The organism is Bradyrhizobium sp. JHI2711 (assembly GCF_056156565.1).
In genome coordinates, this window is sequence record NZ_JBPZPT010000003.1 from 444,777 (window position 1) to 463,212 (window position 18,436).

Genomic DNA, 18,436 nt, shown 5'->3' on the forward strand with positions numbered 1-18,436 from the left:
CCCTTGCGACGAAGTCCAGGCCGCCTCCTCGGAGATTGCCTGGATTGCTTCGCTGCGCTCGCAATGACGAAGGCGAGGAGAGCGCGAGAGTCCAACGTTCACCGCACGCGTGGATACAGCCGCTCACTTCACCCCTCTCCCCGTAAGAACGGGGAGAGGGAGTGAGAGGGCGTGCGGCCCTTACAGCGGGAGCCGCCTCACGCCGCGTGCTGATGTGCGGCGATGATCTGGTCGGCGGCGCGGCCGGTGACTTCGGCCATGTGGTCGAACTGGCGCGTGAAGCTGCCGGCGCCGGCGGTGGCCGAGCGCAGCTCCACGATCAGCTCGCCGATCTCCGCTTCCGGCATCATGGCGCGGACACAGTCCCAGCCGGTCCAGCCCTCGCGGGTGTCAAAGCCGAGAATCTGGCCGCGCCGCGCCGACAGGATCGCGTTGATCTTGGCGGTGGCGTCGGTCGGGCAGACGATCTCGACCATGTGGATCGGCTCCAGCAGCACCGGCTGGCATTGCGGCAGGCCTTCGTTGAGCCCGACCCGCGCGGCCGTGCGGAAGGCGAGATCGGAGCTATCGACGCTGTGATAGGAGCCGTCGGTCAGCGTCACCTGCACGTCGGTGACGGGGAAGCCGAGCGGACCGCGCGCCAATCCATCGACGACGCCCTCCTCCACCGCCGGGATGTAGTTGCGCGGCACCGCGCCGCCCACCACCTTCTCGGCGAACTTGAAGCCGTCGCCGCGCGGCAGCGGCGTGATGTCGAGCACGACATCGCCGAACTGGCCGTGGCCGCCGGACTGCTTCTTGTGACGGCCGCGCTGGGTGATCGGCTTGCGGATGGTCTCCTGATAGCCGATCGCAGGCGGATGCGAGGTGATCTTGACGCCGAAGCGGTCGCGCAAGCGCTCGCTGGCGACGCGCAGATGCATCTCGCCCTGGCCCCACAGCACAGTGTCGTGAGTCTTGGCGTTCTGCACGATCATGAGCGAGGGATCCTCCTCATGCAGGCGCGTCAGCGCCTGGCCGAGCTTGACGTCGTCCTTGCGGTCGGTGGCCGCGACCGAGATCGCGAGCACCGGCGGCGTCGGCTCGATCGTGATCAATGCCGCGGGCGCCGTCTTGCCGCTCGAAACCGTGTCACCGGTCTTGACCGGATCAAGCTTGGCGAGGGCCACGGTCTCGCCGGCTTCGGCCGAGGCGCGCTTGGTGTCGTAGGCGCCGTTGACGGCGAGGATGCCGGAGATGCGCCCGGCACCGCCGGATGAGGATTGCAGCGTGGCGCCGTCGTCGAGATGGCCAGCGAGCAGCCGCGTCAGCGACAACTTTCCGCCGTGCTGCGAATGCAGCGTCTTGAAGACATAGCCGAGCGCGTCCTTAGCCTCGGGTACGCCAAGACGTTTTGCGGTCTCCGCAACGCCGGGCGCCTCGTGACGCAACGCCTTCATCAGGCGCAACACGCCGTTTTCGCGCACGGCGGCGCCCAGCAGCACCGGGCAAATCAGCCCTTCCCGCAATTCGCGGGCGAGATCGTCGAAGACGGCATCGCGCGGCGGCTGGATGTCCTCGAGCAGCTGCTCCATCAGCGCATCGTCGTGATCGGCGAGCTTCTCCAGCATCGAGAAGCGGGCTTCCTTCTCGCGATCGAGATCGCCGCCTTCGAGCGCGATCACCTCGGAGGCCTTGTGCTCGCGATAGATGAAGGCGCGCTCCAGCGCGAGATCGACGAAGCCCTCGATCAGCTCGCCCTTCCAGATCGGGATCTGGCGCAGCACCAGCGGCACGCGCGAGGCGGGCTGCAGCATCGCCAGCGTCTCGCGGATGCGCTGACTGGCGCGGTCGATCTTGTTGAGGAACAGGAAACGCGGGATCTTCAGCTCCTCCAGCTCGCGCAGGATGATCTGAAGCTGCGGCAGCTTCTTCTCGTCGGCCTCGCAGACCACGATTGCGGCGTCGACCGCCGGCAACGCGGCGCGCATGTCGTGGGCAAACTCGACGGAACCGGGACAATCGAGGAAGGTGTAGCTGTCGCCCATGAAACTCGTGGTGGCGGCAGTGAGGCCGACGGTCATCTTGTGATGACGGGCCTCGGGCGTGGCGTCGCCGACGCACGTTCCGGCATCGACGCTGCCGGCGCGCGGGATTACACCCGTTCGCGCCAATATTGCTTCCAGAAGTGTGGTTTTACCGCTTTGGAAAGGGCCCACCAGCGCGATGCACCGTGGACCTCGGGGACTTCTGACGTCTTGTCCCATTTCGCCGCCTCCTTGGTGTGGAGCTCGGCCCGTGATTGGGTCGGCAAACGCCGATGCTCTGCCCCTCCCCGAGATTTGGCAAGCATCAAACGTCGCTGCGGTGCGTCGTCAGTTGGATCAAGTCTTATAATTCCACGGACTGCAGGCTCGGTGTTCCACCCTCCCGAAGGGAGAGGTAAGGAGAGAGCTTCGCCCGTATATCTCAACGGCCCGGACGGAGTTCCAGGCTCTCGAGGCCGGCGGCGATGTTGAGGCCGACCTGGCCCTGCACGCTCAGCGGCTGCAGCGCGATCGAATTGTTGGAGCCGCCGACCAGCACGTTGCCCCCCAAGCCGACACCGACGGAGGCGCTGCCCTGCGCGCCGACGTAATTGCCGGAGAGGTCGCCGGGGCCGAGCCGGTCGACCGGCGCGAACACGCCCCAGGCCAAAGCCGTCTCCTGGGTGATGCCGATGTCGAGGCCCACTTTACGGATGGTCGCGACGTAGCGGTCGTCGGGCAAGCCGTCGGCGCGCAGCACGCAGCCGAGATGAGTCACCGACCCCACGATGAAGCCGACGCTGGCGCCGCCGCGGCATTCGAGCACGCCGACCCGCGCCATCCGCTGCTGCGCGCCGGTGTTCACGACGGAGGCGATGAGGCTGGCAGCGGTGAGTGCAGCGAAGAGGAACGAACGGCGCATGAAAGTCTCCGGCGAAAAATGTGACGCGAGCAGAGAGAGCGCCCCACCCGTGTTGCGGGTCTATGCCACAAGAGCCGCGGCCGTGCCAGCTCGCGCGCGTTTAGAATCGAACTTGCGGAGAGACCCCTCACCCCACCCTCTCCCCGTAAGAACGGGGCGAGGGAGTGAGAGAGCCGTGCGTCCCTCACAATGCAACGTCGCCGGCCTTGCTTAGCCTCTCCCCGCTCTTCCGCGGGGAGAGGTCGGATCACATCGCAGATGTGATCCGGGTGAGGGGCCGGGCACAACGCCGACCAGAAACAAAAAGTCCATCCGACTCCTCTTATCGAAAAACAACAAAAAAGGCCCGCCGAAGCGGGCCTTTCCGATTCTTGTCGCGACCGTCTTACCGCAGATTGCCGCAGAAGCGCTGGATGCGCTTGCAGGCGTCTTCGAGGTCCGAGGTCTTGGTCGCGTAGGATATGCGGAACGCCGGTCCAAGGCCGAAGGCCGACCCCTGCACCACGGCGACGCCTTCGGTCTCCAGGAGCTCGGTGACGAAGTCCTCGTCATTGGCGATCACCTTGCCCGACGGCGCGGTCTTGCCGATCGTGCCGGCGCACGACGGATAGACGTAGAACGCGCCTTCGGGACGCGGGCACTCGATTCCCTTGGCCTGATTGAGCATGGAGACGACGAGGTCCCGCCGCTCCTTGAACACCTTGTTGTTGGCGGGGATGAAGTCCTGCGGACCGTTCAGCGCCTCGACCGCGGCCCATTGTGCGATCGACGACGGGTTCGAGGTCGACTGCGACTGGATCGTCGACATCGCCTTGATGAGCTGCGCGGGACCGCCCGCGTAGCCGATGCGCCAGCCGGTCATGCAATAGGCCTTCGAGACGCCGTTCACGGTGAGCGTGCGGTCGTAGAGTTTCGGCTCGACCTGCGCGACCGTGGTGAACTGGAAGTCGTCATAGACGAGATGCTCGTACATGTCGTCGGTCATCACCCAGACGTGGGGATGCTTCACCAGCACGTCGGTGAGCGCTTTCAGTTCCGAACGCGTGTAGGCAGCTCCGGTCGGGTTCGACGGCGAGCACAGGATGACCCATTTGGTCTTCGGCGTGATCGCGCGCTCGAGCGCCTCGGCCTGGAGCTTGAAGCCGGTCGCGGCGGTGCAGACCACCGGCACCGGCTCGCCGCCCGCGAGCGCGACCATCTCGGGATAGCTGACCCAATAGGGCGCGGGAATGATCACCTCGTCGCCCGGATTGATGGTCGCCATCAACGCGTTGTAGAGCACCTGCTTGCCGCCGGTGCCGACGATGATCTGGTTCGGCTTGTAGGCGACGCCGTTCTCGCGCTGAAACTTCGCGATGATGGCTTCCTTCAGCTCGGGGATGCCGTCGACCGCGGTGTACTTGGTCTTGCCGGCCTCGATGGCGCGGATCGCCGCCAGCTTGATGTTGGCGGGCGTGTCGAAGTCGGGCTCGCCGGCACCGAGGCCGATGACGTTGCGGCCCGCCGCTTTCAGCGCGCGTGCTTTATCCGTGACCGCGATGGTCGCGGACGGCTTCACACGGTCGAGCGCAGCGGCAAGGAAGGACATCATCATCTCCTGGCGAGCGTCGTGAAGCCCTTCGCCTCACGACTCCAATTGTGGGAATGAGCCACCCTAAAACGTGTGCCGCTGGGCCGCAAGAAACTTCGGCCCGATCCCGGAAAAGTTTACGAGTTGGAGCGCTGCGAGGCGCGGTTTCCCGCAATATTCCGTAACTTTTGCCTCCGGAATTGCTCATATCCGACAAGGCCTGTCCTCGGAGCAATTCTAGATGATGCACGTCTCCAGGAAACCGCTCGTCGTCATGCCCGGGCTTGTCCCGGGCATCCACGTTCTTCGTGCGCCAAGTGAGACGTGGATGGCCGGGTCAAGCCCGGCCATGACGATGCGGAAACACTGGCGTCCTAATCTCGATCGTCTATGCGGTAGCCTACGTAGAGCGATGTGTCCGCAGATTGACGTACATGTGAACTGAACTGCATCGTCGCGAAATGATCTTCCTCTCCATTGCAGTGCGGTAGGGTTTTCGAGTTTTTCTATCGGCCGGCACTTGCGGCGGATTCGCATCGGCATCATTGTTTAGCCGCCTCGCGGGGCAACGGGCGCCGCGTCTTCTCGTCCTCGGATTTCGAACGCCAGAATGTACAAGCTCTATTCGATGCAACGCTCGGGCAACAGCTACAAGGTCCGCCTTGCGCTGGCGCTGCTCAACCTGCCTTACGAAGCGGTGGAGGTGGACATTCTGCGCGGCGAGAGCCGCACGCCGGATTTCCTGTCCAAGAACCCGTCGGGGCAGGTGCCGCTGCTCGAGGTCGGCGAGGACCGCTATCTCGCCGAGTCCAACGCCATCCTCTGGTACGTTGCCGTCGGCACGCCGCTCGCGCCGGAAAACCGCATCGACCGCGCCGAGGCGCTGCAATGGATGTTCTTCGAGCAGCACGCGCTCGAGCCGAACATCGGCGCGGCCTATTTCTGGCTGTCGCTGGTCAAGGGCGGCCGCGACCTGCAGACCCATTCGCTGGAGGACTGGATGGAGCGCGGCTATGGCGCGCTCCAGGTGATGGAGAACCACCTCAAGACCAATTCCTATTTCGCCGCGCGCCAGCTCACGGTCGCCGACATCGCGCTGTACGGCTACACCCACCTCGCCGACCGCTGCGACTTCGACCTCCAGGCCTTCCCGGCGATCCGGGACTGGCTCAAACGCGTCGAAGCCGCGCCCGGCTTCGTGACCATGGACTGGCGCCCGGCCGACATCGACGACCCCGCCAGCATCGCCGCGAGCGCCTGACGGCGCGTCCGCTCCGGCGAATAGCGGGCATAAGGGCCGCCTTTGCCGCAATCCCGCCACTTTCGGCGCGGTCGCCGCCGCAATGTTGCCGGTTGAAACTGGGAAATTCTGGAAAGTCGCGGGTGATTCGCTCGCGTGTTGAAGGATTTAGACCATGATGCGGGCGTCCGGCACAGCGGGGTTTCAGAGCCCATCCGCTACCGTCGCGTCTTCCCGGCTCACCCATGCGGTCGCGGCTTCGCTCGCCGTCGCCGCGCTTTCGCTGTGCCTGATCGTCACCCTGACGTTGTTGTCGACCAAGGCGACCATGGCGATGGGCCTGCCGGTCTGATTCCCGTTTCATCCTGGACCAGCCTTCAGGGCGCCGTGCGGCCCGCGCCGACCGGCATCGCGACAGGACGTCGATGAAATCACCTGTGGTAGTCGTTGCAATCACCCTGACTGCGGCCATCCTGGTCGCGGCCTCGCTGCTGATCATCGTCGGCACGCGCAAGGGCACGGGCACGTCGACGCTGCATGCGCCGACGCTGCAGCAGCGCGCGCACATGGTCTAAAGCGCGATGCGATTAGGATGAATCGTCATCGCGCTTTAGGTTATTGTTTGAGCATGATCTTTTCGGAAAACCGCTTCACACTTTTCCGGATCATGCTTTAAAATCATCCGAAAGCCTTACGCTTGCACGCAACCGCGCCTTAAGCACGCCGCACGAAATCGCATCGCAGTCACGCAACAATCAGCCAGTGTTGCGGCCTTACCTCTTTCGGGAGGAGCGAGACAGGTCCATGCGGTTCGGATGGCGTGCGATCTCCGGTCCGGCGCTGACGGCAGCGACCCTGCTGCTGGCGATGCTGCTCGATCGCTTCGTCCCCGCGCCCTCGCCCGCCCCGCTGTTCGTCGCCATCGTGGCTCTCGCCGGCGCGCTCGCAGGTCTCGCCTCCGCCGTGACGACCGCGATTGTCGCGGTGATCGGCGCGGCGCTGTTCTTCCTCAACCGCCACGGCGTCTCCGGCCATGGCGCCGCTGATCTGGCGCCGCTCGGCCTCCTGGCCGTCACCGTTTTCGGAACCGCCGGCATCACCGGGCTGATGCGCGAGCGGCTGCTCGGCAGTTTCGCGGCCGAGCGCCGCAGCCACGCCATTGCCGCGCGGCTGTCGGCCGCGCTCGACAAGGTCGATATCGGCATCGTGCTGCTCGATGCCGAGACCCGGGCCGAATTCATCAACCGCGCGTTCCGCGACTATTTTGCGGTGCCGGACGAGGTCGCCGAGGCGAAGCCACCCTTCATCGCGCTGATGTATCACGGCCGCGACACCGGCGCGTTCGCGCTGCCCGAGGACGAGCTCGGCACCTTCATCGCGCAGCGCATGGAGATGGTGCGGGTCGGCGATGCCACGCCGATCAACGTCGCGCTGCGCAACGGCGAGGTGCTGCGCTTCGTCTGCACCGCACTGCCGGACGGCGGGCGGATGCTGAGCTACACGCCGGTGACCGACCTCGTGCGCCACACCGATGCACCGGCGCGCGCCGACTACTACCGCTCGCTGCGCGATCCGACCGGCCGCAAGCTGATCCAGTACTTGCGCGTTGCGGAGTGAGGCGAGTGTGCGATTGATCGGCAGCAGGATCATCACGTATGAAGGGCATCCCTTCATCGCGCACCTCCGAGATCGCGGAAATTCACATGTCGCTCATCATTCGCGCCGTCACCAGGCAGGATTACGATCAATGGCTGCCGCTGTGGGACGGCTACAACGCCTTTTACGGCCGCTCCGGTCCGACCGCGCTCGCGCCCGAGATCACTGGGATGACGTGGCAGCGCTTCTTCGATGCTTATGAGCCGATGCATGCGCTGGTCGCCGAGGACAACGGCCGCCTGCTCGGGCTGACGCATTATCTGTTCCATCGCAGCACCACCGCGATCGAGCCGTCCTGCTATCTGCAGGACCTGTTCACATCAGAGGCCGCGCGCGGCAAGGGCGTCGGCTCGGCGCTGATCCATGGCGTCTACGAACGGGCGAAGCTGGCGGGATCGCCGCGTGTCTACTGGCAGACGCACGAGACCAATCTCACGGCGCAGCGCCTGTACGACAAGGTCGCGGAGCGCTCCGGCTTCATCGTCTATCGCAAGATCTTCTGAGGCGTGCCGGGAGCCTGTGGATAACTCCACCTGTCACCCGCGCGTAACACAGCAAGGCTAGGCTGCCCCTGCGTCTGGTCAGGCCCCCCGTCACCGATCATGCGCCCCAGCGGTCCCCGTCAGTCGCCGCGTCTGACAGGGGCCGCATTTTTTTGCTGGCAGCGCTACTTGGCAGCGTTACTTGGCGCCGCGCCCCACGGTCTGCATCACCTCGAAACCTTCGAACTGGGGATGGCCGAGATAAAGCGGCTTGTTGTCGCCCGCTTTATGATGCGCCGCGCGAAATGCTTCCGACTTGGCCCAGGCCTCAAACGCCGCATAATTCGCCCACACGGTGTGCGAGGCGTACAGTGTGTGGTCCTCGGCTTCCGGCCCGCGCAGCAGGTGAAACTCGATGAAGCCAGGGACCTTGTCGAGATGGGTGTCGCGCGTGAGCCAGACCTGCTCGAAGGCAGCCTCGGAGCCCTTGGCGACGCGGAAGCGATTCATGGCGATGTACATGGGGTGGTGTCTCCTGTGGGCGCGATCGTCAGGATGCGGTGCTCTCTCGCTCCCTCTCCCCGTTTCTTACGGGGAGAGGGTGGGGTGAGGGGCTGCCTCCGCGAGTTCGGTCTCGATTGTAGGCGATGTGCGCGATGCACGCACGGTCAATGTGGGAATCGGATGGACTCCCCTCTCGGGAATAGTGTGCCTTGCCCCTCACCCGGATTGCTCAGGCGCACGCGCCTGAGCAATCCGACCTCTCCCCGCAGAAGGGCGGGGAGAGGTTAAGTCAGACCACAAGCCCCTTCATCGGCCTTGCGCTTGCGCTGTCGGGGAACACCGTCTCGGCCAGCGTGCGATCGGACAGGCCGAACTGATCCTGCAGCACGCCTTTGATCACCGCGCGCAGATCCGTGGTCGGCTTGAGGTCACGGCCCTCATACAGGTTCGCGAGCTTGAGGCCGGGCCAGTCCGCGATCACCCGGCCGCCTTGCACCGCGCCGCCGGCAAGCAAGGCGACCGTAGCCGTGCCGTGATCGGTGCCCTCGGTGCCGTTGATGCGCGCGGTGCGGCCGAACTCGGTGGCGACGACCACGACGGTGTCGCGCCAGCGATCCCTTAAGCCGCTTTCGAACTCGGCAAGCGCGCCGTCGAGACCGCCGAGCAGGAAGGCGAGACGCCCCACAGGGCCGCCCTCATTGGCATGCGTGTCCCAGCCGTCGAAGGCGAGCGCGGCGATGCGCGGGCCATCATCAGCCGCCATCAGCTTTGCGGCGCCGCGCGCGACCTGGCGCATCTGCGCGACCGCATTGCCGCGCGTCGCTTTCATGTCGTCGCCGCTCGCGACCTTGTCGAGCTGGAGGCCTTGCGACAGCGCGGAGGCCAAAGCGGGATCGCGATGACGGTAGAGCTCGACGAGGCGCATGGCCGTGTCGTCGTCGGCCTGCGGCAGCGCGACCGGCGCCCAGCCGACGGTCGGCGCATTGCCGCGCAGCACCAGCGGCGTCGTGGGCCCGACCGCAAGCCCGCTCGACACGCGCTCGCCGCGCGGCAGCGCTTCCAGCGCGCGGTTGAGCCAGCCGGACTGCACGCGGCCAGGGCCGGCATAGCCGCTTTCGAGCACGTCCTGGCCGTCGAAATGCGAGCGGTCGCGATAGGGCGTCGCAACCGCGTGGATCACGGCAGCGTGCTTGTCGCGATACATGCGCGCAAACTCCGGCATCGCCGGATGCAGGGCGAAGAACGAGTCGAGCATGATTGCGGGATGGGCGCCGTCGGCGCTGAGCGCGATCGATCCGTGCAGGCCGGCATAATCGGGATCGCCGAGCGGCGCGACGGTCGAGAGCCCGTCCAGTGCGCCGCGCAGGATCACCACGATCAATCGCGGATCGCGCCCGTCGGCCGCGCGGGCGAATTTCGGCAGGTAAGCCCAGGCCGCAAAGGAAGCGCCGCCGACCAGGAGACCGCGGCGGGACGTGAGGAGCCGGTTCTCGACGCAGTCGGTCATCATCATCTCCTCTGCATTTCCGGCGACATCAGCAGCAGCGCCAGCGCCTGCTGCCGCGACTCCGCGCGCTCGATGGTCCGCCGCGTCTCGGCCGAGGCGGCATCGGCGGCGGCGAACTCCAGGAGGTCGAGCGGATCGATGTTGTTGCCGAGCCGCGCGCCGATCTGCGCCGCGATGTCGAGCCTGAGCTTGATGCCTTCCGGCGCGCCCCAGGCGGCATTGCTGTCGGGAAAGCCGTTGGGACCCGGCGGCGACCACAGCGGCTGGCCGAGCAGATTGAGGTTGTTGAGATAGGCCCCGGGATCCTCCGGCACGCGCGCCAGCAGCCGGCCGCTCGCAACGAGGAAATCGTATGGCGAGCGCAGCTTGGTGAGCGGCGCCTTCCAAGCTTCATCGGAATCGAGGAGCGTGGTCGCCATCGCCTTGAGATCGCCGTCGGTCCTGACGAAGACGTCGCGCAGGCGCGCAACGAGCGCCGGCGGCGGCTCGTCCGCGACGAAGTGACGGACGAATTTGGTGGCGATGAAACTCGCGGTCGAGGGATGCCGCGCGAGATCGGCGAGCGCAGCTTCGCCCTGTGCGAGGCCGGCCTGATCGTAGGTCTTGCCGAGCAGCACCTGCGGCCCCGGCTGATGCGCATTGGTGTTGAAGACAAAGGAGCCGGGGACTCCGAGCTGCCCCTGCCTGCCGGCAAAGGTCCAGCCGGTGATGATGCGCGCGAGCGAGGTGACGTCGCCTTGGGTGTAGCCGCCGCCGACGCCGAGCGTATGCAGCTCCATGATTTCGCGCGCGAGATTTTCGTTCAGCCCGCGCTTGCGGTTTTGTCCCGCGCGCGAGTCAGGTCCAAGCGATTGCTGGTTGTCGAGGAAGAACAGCATCGCCGGGTGCTGCTCGACAGCCCTCAGCATGTCGGCGAAGCGCCCGAGCACGTGCGGCCGGATCGCCTCGCGCTCGAACGCGCCGGCCCAGATCCGCGCCAGCTCGCCCTTACTGGCAGAGATGCAGAAATGATTGGACCAGAACGCGACCAAGCGCTCGGTGAAGCCGCATTCGGCGAGCGTGGCGCGCTGCAGCCGCGCCAACGCCTCGGCGCGAAAGGTTTTCTGGATGACGTTGAGCGGCTGCGGCGCTGGCTTGGCAGCAGGCGGCGCGGCGTTCGGCTGCATGGTCTCGGGCTTCGGTGCGCTGCCTGTGGGCTTCGCATCGGCCATTTGGCCGGTGATCTCTGCCGCGGCATTCAGCGAGAGATTGCGACGCAAGGGCGCGTTCTGATCGGCAGGCGGCGTCTCGGCGGGCGCAGCGGCCTTCGCCGCCTCACGCGCCTGCTTGACCTGGTCCTGATAGGCAAACACGGCCTGCCCGAGCTGCGGCGTCGATTGCAGACCCGGCGCTTCCAGCAGCACGCCATTGGGACGCGAAAGCTCCGCCTTCACGAAGCCGCGCGGATCGGAGCTTGCGTTGACGAGATCGCCCGATGCACCGCCGCGGGCGCCGAAGCCGAAGCGGTTGAGCGCGACGAGGGCGGCTTGCGAATCGCGGGCCATCGATGCTCTGTCCTTCGCGCGTTGCGAGGTGCTTTCCTTTCGACGCGGTCGGCGCGTAATATACTGCAGCGGCAGATGAACCCGCCATGAAAATGACGGCGAAGCTTCGACGTAGATCATGACAAATCCGAAAGAAATGCCGTCAGCGCCGGCACTTGCGCGCCGTCTCACCTGTTCCCGTTGCCGCAGCGAATTCGGCTGCGATCTCTCAGGGACCTGCTGGTGCGCGGAGGAGACGGCAAAACTGCCGATGCCGCTCGAGGGCGAGGACTGCCTGTGCCGGGAGTGCTTGCGGAAAGCGGCGGCGCGTAGCCCGGATGGAGCGCAAGCGTAATCCGGGAATCGTTCCGCTAGCACCGGCCCCGGATTTCGCTGCGCTCCATCCGGGCTACGAAGTTTACACCTCATGTCCCGGCGACTTCCGCGCCATGCGGTCGAACGCATCCAGCAGCCTCTCGCGCCAGGCATAGACTGGATCATCCGCTTCGAGCAGCTTGAACGGGCTGACCACGCGCGCCCATTGGAATCCGCCGAACACGATGTAGTCGGCGTAGTTCGGTGCCTGCCCGCCGAGAAAAGGCTGCGTCTTGAACGTCTGCCGCATGATCTCGAGCGATTTGCGGAACGCGACGATGCCGGTGTCGCGGCCCGCCATGATCTCCTCGAGCGTCTTGCCGCCGAAGCGCGCCTCGCGCGACTTGCGGAAATAGGCGGCATCGACCTCATTCAGATTGTTCGGGATATCGGCGATGAGGAGCGGAAAGATGCCGCCGACGATGGCGATGTCGCCCCACGCATTGATCATGCGCGCCATCGCGCGGCCGCCCTCGCCGCCGAACAGCGACGGGCGATCCGGAAAAGTGTCCTCGAGATAGTTCGCAATAGTCCAGGAATCGACGATCGGCTTGTCATGATGCAACAGCACCGGGACCTTCTCCGAGCCGTGCGGCGCGATCGCGCTCTTCTCGGTGAAGCGCCAGGGCAGCGATTCCGCCGCAAGGCCCTTGTGCGCGAGCGCCATCCGGGTGCGCCAGCAATACGGGCTGAAGGGGCGCGCGGGATCGGTGCCGACGAGTTCGTAGAGTTTGAGCGACATTGAGCAGTGCTCCGTCATTGCGAGCGCAGCGAAGCAATCCAGGCTGCTTCCGCGAAAGACATTCTGGATTGCTTCGCTGGCGCTCGCAATGACGATGTGGAGAGAGGTGTGCGCGTCACCGCCCGTTCGCGCGCAACAGCCTCTCGCCGCCTTCCGTCACCGCGATCACCAGCCCGAGACCTGCAATCGTCTCACGCGCGACGTAGCCGCGCTCGGCGGCGTCCTCCCAGATGGTGAGGCGCGGGCACGAGGTCTTCCAGGTCGCGATCACCTCGGCATAGGCGCGCGGCTCGCGCGCGACCCATTCGACGAAGTCCAGCACCAGCGGATCGGCGTTACAGCTCATTGCAAACCTCCCTTGTCGAAGGCGGCCAGAACCGGCGCACGTAGCAACAGCCAGCCGCCGTGGACGATGTAGTAGCAGGCGATGGTGGTGATCAGCTTGTTGGACCAGGCGATGAACTGCTGGTCGGTCATGGCTTCGAGGATGCGCCGCGCCAGCGTGGTGCCGAGCATCGAGGCTGCGATGGCGACGGCAGCGAGCACGGGATCGAGGCCCGCGGCCTGGTCGATGATGCCGCCGAAATAGATCAGCTTGGTGAAATGGCTGACGACCTGGCACATCGCCTTGGTCGCAACCTTCTCGCGCCGGCCGAAATCGCCGCCGAGGAAAAAGGTGTCGAGCAGCGGGCCGGAGACGCCGGTCATCAGCATCAGGCCCATGCAGATCGTGCCGTAGACCGTGCCCTGCCAGAGGCTATCAGGGTCCGGCTTGATGTTCGCCGGCAGGAGCCGCGCCATGAACGGGGTGATGCCGAGCAGCAGCAGCGCGACCGGCTTGTCCGGCACGTAGCGGGTCAGCGACCACGCCGCGAGCGCCACGGCCGCGCCGACCATATAGTTCGCAACCGGCCGCCAGCGGATATGCGCCCGCCACAGGAACGCGCGCCAGCCGTTCGAAGCCATCTGCGTGACCGCATGCAGCACCATCGCGGTCGGCAGCGGCATCAGTGCCAGCAGCACGCCGATCAGGATCAGCCCGCCCGCCATGCCGAACAGCCCCGACAGGAATGCCGTGGCCACCATCAGCAATCCAAGGGCAGCGATCATGATGGGCGTCACGAAAGGAATCTCCCGAGGGCGAGTGAGGGACGCAAACTGTTTCACTCCCTCGCCCCGCGAGGAGAGGCGAAGGCACCGCGCCTGCTTCAACAAATCAGCACGAATTACGCTGATGTTTGTGCCTCGCTTGCGCCTGTTCCGCAAACTGAGATATCTTGCCCTGGCATCAGCTTTCCTGAGGGTGGGTCATTTGCGGCGGCTGCTGTTTCTCAACGGCATCAAGGCGTTCGAGGCGGCGGCACGGACCGGCAGCTTTGCTGCGGCCGGGCTGGAGCTGAGCGTATCGGCGGCCGCCGTCAGCCGCATGGTGCACCTGCTCGAAGAGCGGCTCGGCGTCGCCTTGTTCGAGCGCAAGGCCAACAGGCTCGTGCTGACGCAGGCCGGCCGCGCCTATCAGAGCGGGCTGACCCCGATCTTCGATGCGCTGGCGAGCCTCACGGCGCAGGTGACGGCGCCTGCGAGCGTGCGCGTGCTCACCATCGGCGTCGGCCACACCTTTGCGATGCGCTGGCTGATCCCGCGCCTGTCGGAGTTTCGCAGCGAGGAGCCCGACATCGAGGTGCGCTTCACCACCGGCGGCGCCGCGGTGCCGTTCGGCGAGGACTGGAATTGCGGCATCAAGCTCGGCACCGGCGACTGGCCCGGCCTCGTCGCCGAGCCGCTGTTCGCGGGCGACCTCACCCCCGTCTGCGTGCCGCGCCTTGCCGGCGGATTGAAGCGCCCGGGCGACCTGAAAGGACCGAGCCTGATCCGCGTCGCGCACTCACCCGAGGACTGGCCGATCTGGCTGAAGGCGGCGGGCACGGCGAGGATCAACGCGCGCGGGCCCGAGTTCCAGTTCTACGGCCAGGCGCTGCAGGCCGCGGCCGACGGGCTCGGCATCGCCATGGGCATCCGCCCCTATATCGACGACGATCTTGCGGCCGGCCGACTGGTGGCGCCGTTCGACTTGTCAGTGCCCAAGGGCATGCGCTGGTACCTGCTCTATCGCAGCTTCCAGACCGAGCAGCGCGACTTTGCCGCCTTCCGCCGCTGGATCATGCGGGCGGCATCGGAACCCGCCGCCCGCCCGCGCCGGATCGGCCGCGCCGCAGCGCGGAACTGAAGCCTGGCGGGCAAAAAAGCCGTCTGCTTGTGAACGGCTTCACATCCCAAATTCCGCAGACGTGGTCTCGTGACCCTCCGAAAAGAAACGTGGGACCTACACTCATGACGACCCTCTACGACGGCTTTGACATCGAATCCTTCGAAGCTGGCAAGGGGCTGTGGCACGCGCGGATCCGCCGGGCCGATCTCAGCCCGGTGGCCATCGACGGCGTGCTGTTTCCGGCCATGGAAGTCGGCTTCGCCTGGCCCGATCGCGATGCCGCGATTGCCGATGCCAAGCACCACATCGATCGTTTTCGGCTGCGGACCGGCGGCGACGACGAATAGGCGGTCCGCAGGCCGACCAGAGACAGGGCGGCGAAAAAAGGGGGGAACCGGTCATGTCCATCATCGAAACCGATGCAGCGCGGCCGCGGATCTACGCCCGCGCAGTGCTGTCCAACTGCCCGGAATGCGACAGCGATCTCACGGTGCTCCGTGTGATCGGCGGCCGCGCCGGATGCGAGTACTGGACCATGCGCTGCACCGATTGCGGCGGCATTCATCTCGACATCCTCGAGCCGAATGTCACCGCCGGAGACGAGGGGCCGCTGCCGGCGGCGTGAGGGCACAAGGCTGCTGCCAACCTGCTGTCAGCAGCCTGCATGACCACGGGCCTTCACCCTTTATTGCGGGGCGGACTCGTCCCATATTCGCCTCATGGCGAAGAAACCTGCATCCTCCGAAAAATCCGGCAAATCCCTCAAGACCAAGGCTCCGAACTCGAAGGCGCATCGCCCCGACGTGCAGCCGATCGGGCCGGCGCTGGCCGAACTGCTCAATCCCGCGATCAATCGCGGCGATGCGGGCTTGGGCTCGGGCACCGGCCTGCAGCCGCCGCCGGACAATTCGCGCGACCGCCGCGCCGGGGGCGAGGCCGCCGCGCATCGCGCGCGGGCTTCGACGCCGAAGGAGTTTCCGCAAGATGCGGCGCGGCCGATGCCGCTGCGGCCCAATCCGCAGCCGCCGGGCGCCCGTCAGTCCAGTGAGCTTGCCGGGCTAGAGGAGGCACCGCAGGCCAATTACGGAACTGCGGCCACCATCCCGACGCTCGATCCGGAACTGGCGCGGCAGCTCGGCCTGCCCACCGAGGAGGACGATGCCGAAGCGCTGGCGCGCCCGCCGCGTTCCAAGATGGAGGCGCTCGGCGTCAAGGCCACCGCGGATGCGCTGGAATCGCTGATCCGCGAGGGCCGGCCGGAGTTCCGCAAGGGCGACGGCTCCATGAAGGTGTGGACGCCGCACCGGCCGCCGCGCCCGGAGAAGTCCGAAGGCGGTGTCCGCTTCGAGATCAAGTCGTCCTACGAGCCCAAGGGCGACCAGCCGACCGCGATCGCCGAGCTGGTCGAGGGCATCAACCGCAACGACCGTTCGCAGGTGCTGCTGGGCGTCACCGGCTCGGGCAAGACCTACACCATGGCCAAGGTGATCGAGGCGACGCAGCGCCCGGCCCTGATCCTGGCGCCGAACAAGACGCTGGCCGCCCAGCTCTATGGCGAGTTCAAGAACTTCTTCCCCGACAACGCAGTCGAGTACTTCGTCAGCTATTACGACTACTACCAGCCGGAAGCGTATGTGCCCCGCACGGACACGTACATCGAAAAGGATTCCTCGATCAACGAGCAGATCGACCGCATGCGACACTCGGCGACGCGCGCGCTGCTCGAACGCGACGACGTCATCATCGTCGCGTCGGTGTCCTGCATCTACGGTATCGGCTCGGTCGAGACCTACACCGCGATGACCTTCGCGCTGAAGAAGGGCGAGCGCATCGACCAGCGCCAGCTGATCGCCGACCTCGTCGCCCTGCAGTACAAGCGCACCCAGGCCGATTTTACCCGCGGTACCTTCCGTGTCCGCGGCGACGTCATCGACATCTTCCCGGCGCACTATGAAGACCGCGCCTGGCGCGTGAACCTGTTCGGCGACACCATCGAGACTATCGAGGAGTTCGATCCGCTCACCGGCCACAAGCAGGACGAGCTCGAATTCATCAAGATGTACGCCAACTCGCACTACGTGACGCCACGGCCGACGCTGGTGCAGGCGATCAAGTCGATCAAGTTCGAATTGAAGCAGCGGCTCGACCAGCTCAACAACCAGGGCCGCCTGCTGGAGGCGCAGCGGCTGGAGCAGCGCACCACCTTCGACCTCGAGATGATGGAGGCGACGGGCAGCTGCGCCGGCATCGAGAACTATTCGCGCTACCTCACCGGCCGCCGCCCCGGCGAGCCGCCGCCGACGCTGTTCGAATACGTGCCCGACAACGCGCTGATCTTCGCCGACGAGAGCCACGTCACTATCCCGCAGATCGGCGCCATGTTCCGCGGCGACTTCCGGCGCAAGGCGACGCTGGCCGAATACGGCTTCCGCCTGCCCTCCTGCATGGACAACCGCCCGCTCCGCTTCGAGGAATGGGACATGATGCGGCCGCAGACCGTCGCGGTGTCGGCGACGCCGGGCAGCTGGGAGCTGAACGAGAGCGGCGGCGTGTTCGTCGAGCAGGTCATTCGTCCCACCGGACTGATTGATCCTCCCGTCGATATTCGCCCCGCGCGCACGCAGGTCGACGACCTCGTCGGCGAAGTGCGAGCCACTGCGCAAGCGGGCTATCGCTCACTGATCACGGTCCTCACAAAGCGCATGGCGGAGGACCTCACCGAATATCTGCACGAGCAGGGCATCCGCGTCCGCTACATGCACAGCGATATCGACACGATCGAGCGCATCGAGATCATCCGCGATCTGCGGCTCGGTGCCTTCGACGCGCTGGTCGGCATCAACCTGCTCCGCGAAGGCCTCGACATTCCCGAATGCGCGCTGGTCGCGATCCTCGACGCCGACAAGGAAGGTTTTCTGCGCAGCGAGACCTCGCTGATCCAGACCATCGGCCGTGCCGCGCGCAACGTCGACGGCAAGGTGATCCTCTATGCCGACCAGATGACGGGATCGATGGAGCGCGCCATCGCCGAGACCAACCGCCGCCGCGAGAAGCAGGTCGAGTACAACAATGCCAACGGCATCACGCCGGAGAGCGTGAAGAAGCAGATCGGCGACATCCTCAACTCGGTCTACGAGCGCGACCACGTGCTGGTCGAGGTCGGCGGTCACGACATGACCGACGACGTCATCTCGATCGGCCATAATTTCGAAGCCGTGCTCGCCGATCTCGAAACGAGGATGCGCGAGGCCGCTGCCGATCTGAACTTCGAGGAAGCCGCCCGCCTGCGCGACGAGGTCAAGCGCCTGCGCGCCACCGAGCTCGCCGTGGTCGACGATCCCACCGCCAAGCAGCGCACGGTCGCGACCAAGGCCGGCGCCTATGCCGGCACGAAGAAATACGGCGATGCCGCGAACCTGCCCGTCAGCGCCATGAGGAACAAGAGCGCCGCAACTGCGCTGAAGGCCGGCGGCGGCAAGGGCTCCCGCGTGCATAAGCCGCATCTCGACGAGATGCACGGCCCGGAGTCGTTGCCCTATCGCGAGAGCCGCGCGCTGCCGTCAAAGCCGTTCGGCAGCACCAGCAGGATCATCCAGCCGACGGATTCGCGGCAGTCGGGACCGGAGTTCGGGCCCGCGCCGAAGTCGACGGGCGGGGCACCGGGGCGAAGGGGTGGGTGGAAGAAGAGGTAGACGCGTAG

19 protein-coding genes are annotated in these 18,436 nt (G+C 66.0%); 10 read left to right on the forward strand and 9 right to left on the reverse strand.

From position 1 onward, the window contains the following. Positions 1-197 precede the first annotated feature (197 nt). From ACTEK7_RS24335 to ACTEK7_RS24345, 3 genes are all read right to left on the reverse strand, one after another. Positions 198-2,246, reverse strand: coding sequence for an elongation factor G (locus ACTEK7_RS24335; protein ID WP_225148079.1), 2,049 nt, complete (start codon positions 2,244-2,246; stop codon positions 198-200). 202 nt (positions 2,247-2,448) lie between these two features. Further along, positions 2,449-2,928, reverse strand: a complete 480-nt coding sequence (locus ACTEK7_RS24340) for a DUF992 domain-containing protein (protein WP_109145297.1) — start codon at positions 2,926-2,928, stop codon at positions 2,449-2,451. Positions 2,929-3,313: 385 nt separating this feature from the next. Then, on the reverse strand, positions 3,314-4,516 hold the full coding sequence (locus ACTEK7_RS24345; protein ID WP_036009490.1) for a pyridoxal phosphate-dependent aminotransferase: 1,203 nt from the start codon (positions 4,514-4,516) through the stop codon (positions 3,314-3,316). 592 nt (positions 4,517-5,108) lie between these two features. On the opposite strand from ACTEK7_RS24345, the gene ACTEK7_RS24350 reads away from it, so the two are divergent. The 5 genes from ACTEK7_RS24350 to ACTEK7_RS24370 all read left to right on the forward strand — a co-directional run bounded on the left by ACTEK7_RS24350 (position 5,109) and on the right by ACTEK7_RS24370 (position 7,897). Further along, positions 5,109-5,759 carry a glutathione S-transferase family protein gene (locus tag ACTEK7_RS24350; protein ID WP_025032208.1) on the forward strand — a complete coding sequence of 217 codons (651 nt, stop codon included), beginning with the start codon at positions 5,109-5,111 and terminating at the stop codon, positions 5,757-5,759. Positions 5,760-5,913: 154 nt separating this feature from the next. Next, positions 5,914-6,090, forward strand: a complete 177-nt coding sequence (locus ACTEK7_RS24355) for a hypothetical protein (protein ID WP_225148080.1) — start codon at positions 5,914-5,916, stop codon at positions 6,088-6,090. Between the two features lie 73 nt (positions 6,091-6,163). Beyond that, positions 6,164-6,313: a hypothetical protein gene (locus ACTEK7_RS24360; protein ID WP_036009463.1), complete on the forward strand. Its 150-nt coding sequence runs from the start codon at positions 6,164-6,166 to the stop codon at positions 6,311-6,313. 229 nt (positions 6,314-6,542) lie between these two features. Further along, positions 6,543-7,355, forward strand: coding sequence for a PAS-domain containing protein (locus ACTEK7_RS24365; protein WP_225148081.1), 813 nt, complete (start codon positions 6,543-6,545; stop codon positions 7,353-7,355). Positions 7,356-7,441: 86 nt separating this feature from the next. Next, positions 7,442-7,897: a GNAT family N-acetyltransferase gene (locus ACTEK7_RS24370; RefSeq protein ID WP_109145980.1), complete on the forward strand. Its 456-nt coding sequence runs from the start codon at positions 7,442-7,444 to the stop codon at positions 7,895-7,897. Positions 7,898-8,074: 177 nt separating this feature from the next. On the opposite strand, the gene hmuQ is transcribed toward ACTEK7_RS24370, so the two are convergent. The 3 genes from hmuQ to ACTEK7_RS24385 all read right to left on the reverse strand — a co-directional run bounded on the left by hmuQ (position 8,075) and on the right by ACTEK7_RS24385 (position 11,431). Beyond that, positions 8,075-8,398: a heme-degrading protein HmuQ gene (gene hmuQ / locus ACTEK7_RS24375; RefSeq protein WP_225148082.1), complete on the reverse strand. Its 324-nt coding sequence runs from the start codon at positions 8,396-8,398 to the stop codon at positions 8,075-8,077. A 271-nt stretch (positions 8,399-8,669) separates the two neighbouring features. Further along, the gene (locus ACTEK7_RS24380; RefSeq protein WP_225148083.1) at positions 8,670-9,887 is read right to left on the reverse strand and encodes a DUF1501 domain-containing protein; all 1,218 of its coding nucleotides are present in this window, start codon (positions 9,885-9,887) and stop codon (positions 8,670-8,672) included. Positions 9,888-9,889: 2 nt separating this feature from the next. Further along, positions 9,890-11,431, reverse strand: a complete 1,542-nt coding sequence (locus ACTEK7_RS24385) for a DUF1800 domain-containing protein (protein WP_225148084.1) — start codon at positions 11,429-11,431, stop codon at positions 9,890-9,892. Between the two features lie 118 nt (positions 11,432-11,549). Here ACTEK7_RS24385 and ACTEK7_RS24390 point away from each other — a divergent pair, with 118 nt between their 5' ends. Then, entirely contained in the window at positions 11,550-11,765 is a 216-nt protein-coding gene (locus tag ACTEK7_RS24390) for a hypothetical protein (RefSeq protein WP_225148085.1), read from the forward strand. A 63-nt stretch (positions 11,766-11,828) separates the two neighbouring features. On the opposite strand, the gene ACTEK7_RS24395 is transcribed toward ACTEK7_RS24390, so the two are convergent. From ACTEK7_RS24395 to ACTEK7_RS24405, 3 genes are all read right to left on the reverse strand, one after another. Continuing rightward, the gene (locus ACTEK7_RS24395; RefSeq protein WP_225148086.1) at positions 11,829-12,527 is read right to left on the reverse strand and encodes a glutathione S-transferase family protein; all 699 of its coding nucleotides are present in this window, start codon (positions 12,525-12,527) and stop codon (positions 11,829-11,831) included. A gap of 115 nt (positions 12,528-12,642) precedes the next feature. Continuing rightward, positions 12,643-12,873 carry a hypothetical protein gene (locus ACTEK7_RS24400; protein ID WP_225126813.1) on the reverse strand — a complete coding sequence of 77 codons (231 nt, stop codon included), beginning with the start codon at positions 12,871-12,873 and terminating at the stop codon, positions 12,643-12,645. Further along, positions 12,870-13,649: a sulfite exporter TauE/SafE family protein gene (locus ACTEK7_RS24405; RefSeq protein ID WP_109145303.1), complete on the reverse strand. Its 780-nt coding sequence runs from the start codon at positions 13,647-13,649 to the stop codon at positions 12,870-12,872. Before ACTEK7_RS24405 ends, ACTEK7_RS24400 begins: the two co-directional genes overlap by 4 nt. Positions 13,650-13,839: 190 nt before the next feature. Here ACTEK7_RS24405 and ACTEK7_RS24410 point away from each other — a divergent pair, with 190 nt between their 5' ends. The 4 genes from ACTEK7_RS24410 (at position 13,840) to uvrB (ending at position 18,428) form a co-directional block, all read left to right on the forward strand. After that, entirely contained in the window at positions 13,840-14,754 is a 915-nt protein-coding gene (locus ACTEK7_RS24410; RefSeq protein WP_225148094.1) for a LysR substrate-binding domain-containing protein, read from the forward strand. Positions 14,755-14,858: 104 nt separating this feature from the next. Next, positions 14,859-15,083, forward strand: a complete 225-nt coding sequence (locus ACTEK7_RS24415; protein WP_036009439.1) for a hypothetical protein — start codon at positions 14,859-14,861, stop codon at positions 15,081-15,083. A 53-nt stretch (positions 15,084-15,136) separates the two neighbouring features. Then, positions 15,137-15,361: a hypothetical protein gene (locus ACTEK7_RS24420; RefSeq protein WP_225148087.1), complete on the forward strand. Its 225-nt coding sequence runs from the start codon at positions 15,137-15,139 to the stop codon at positions 15,359-15,361. A gap of 94 nt (positions 15,362-15,455) precedes the next feature. Beyond that, on the forward strand, positions 15,456-18,428 hold the full coding sequence (gene uvrB / locus ACTEK7_RS24425; protein ID WP_225186200.1) for an excinuclease ABC subunit UvrB: 2,973 nt from the start codon (positions 15,456-15,458) through the stop codon (positions 18,426-18,428). Positions 18,429-18,436 lie beyond the last annotated feature (8 nt).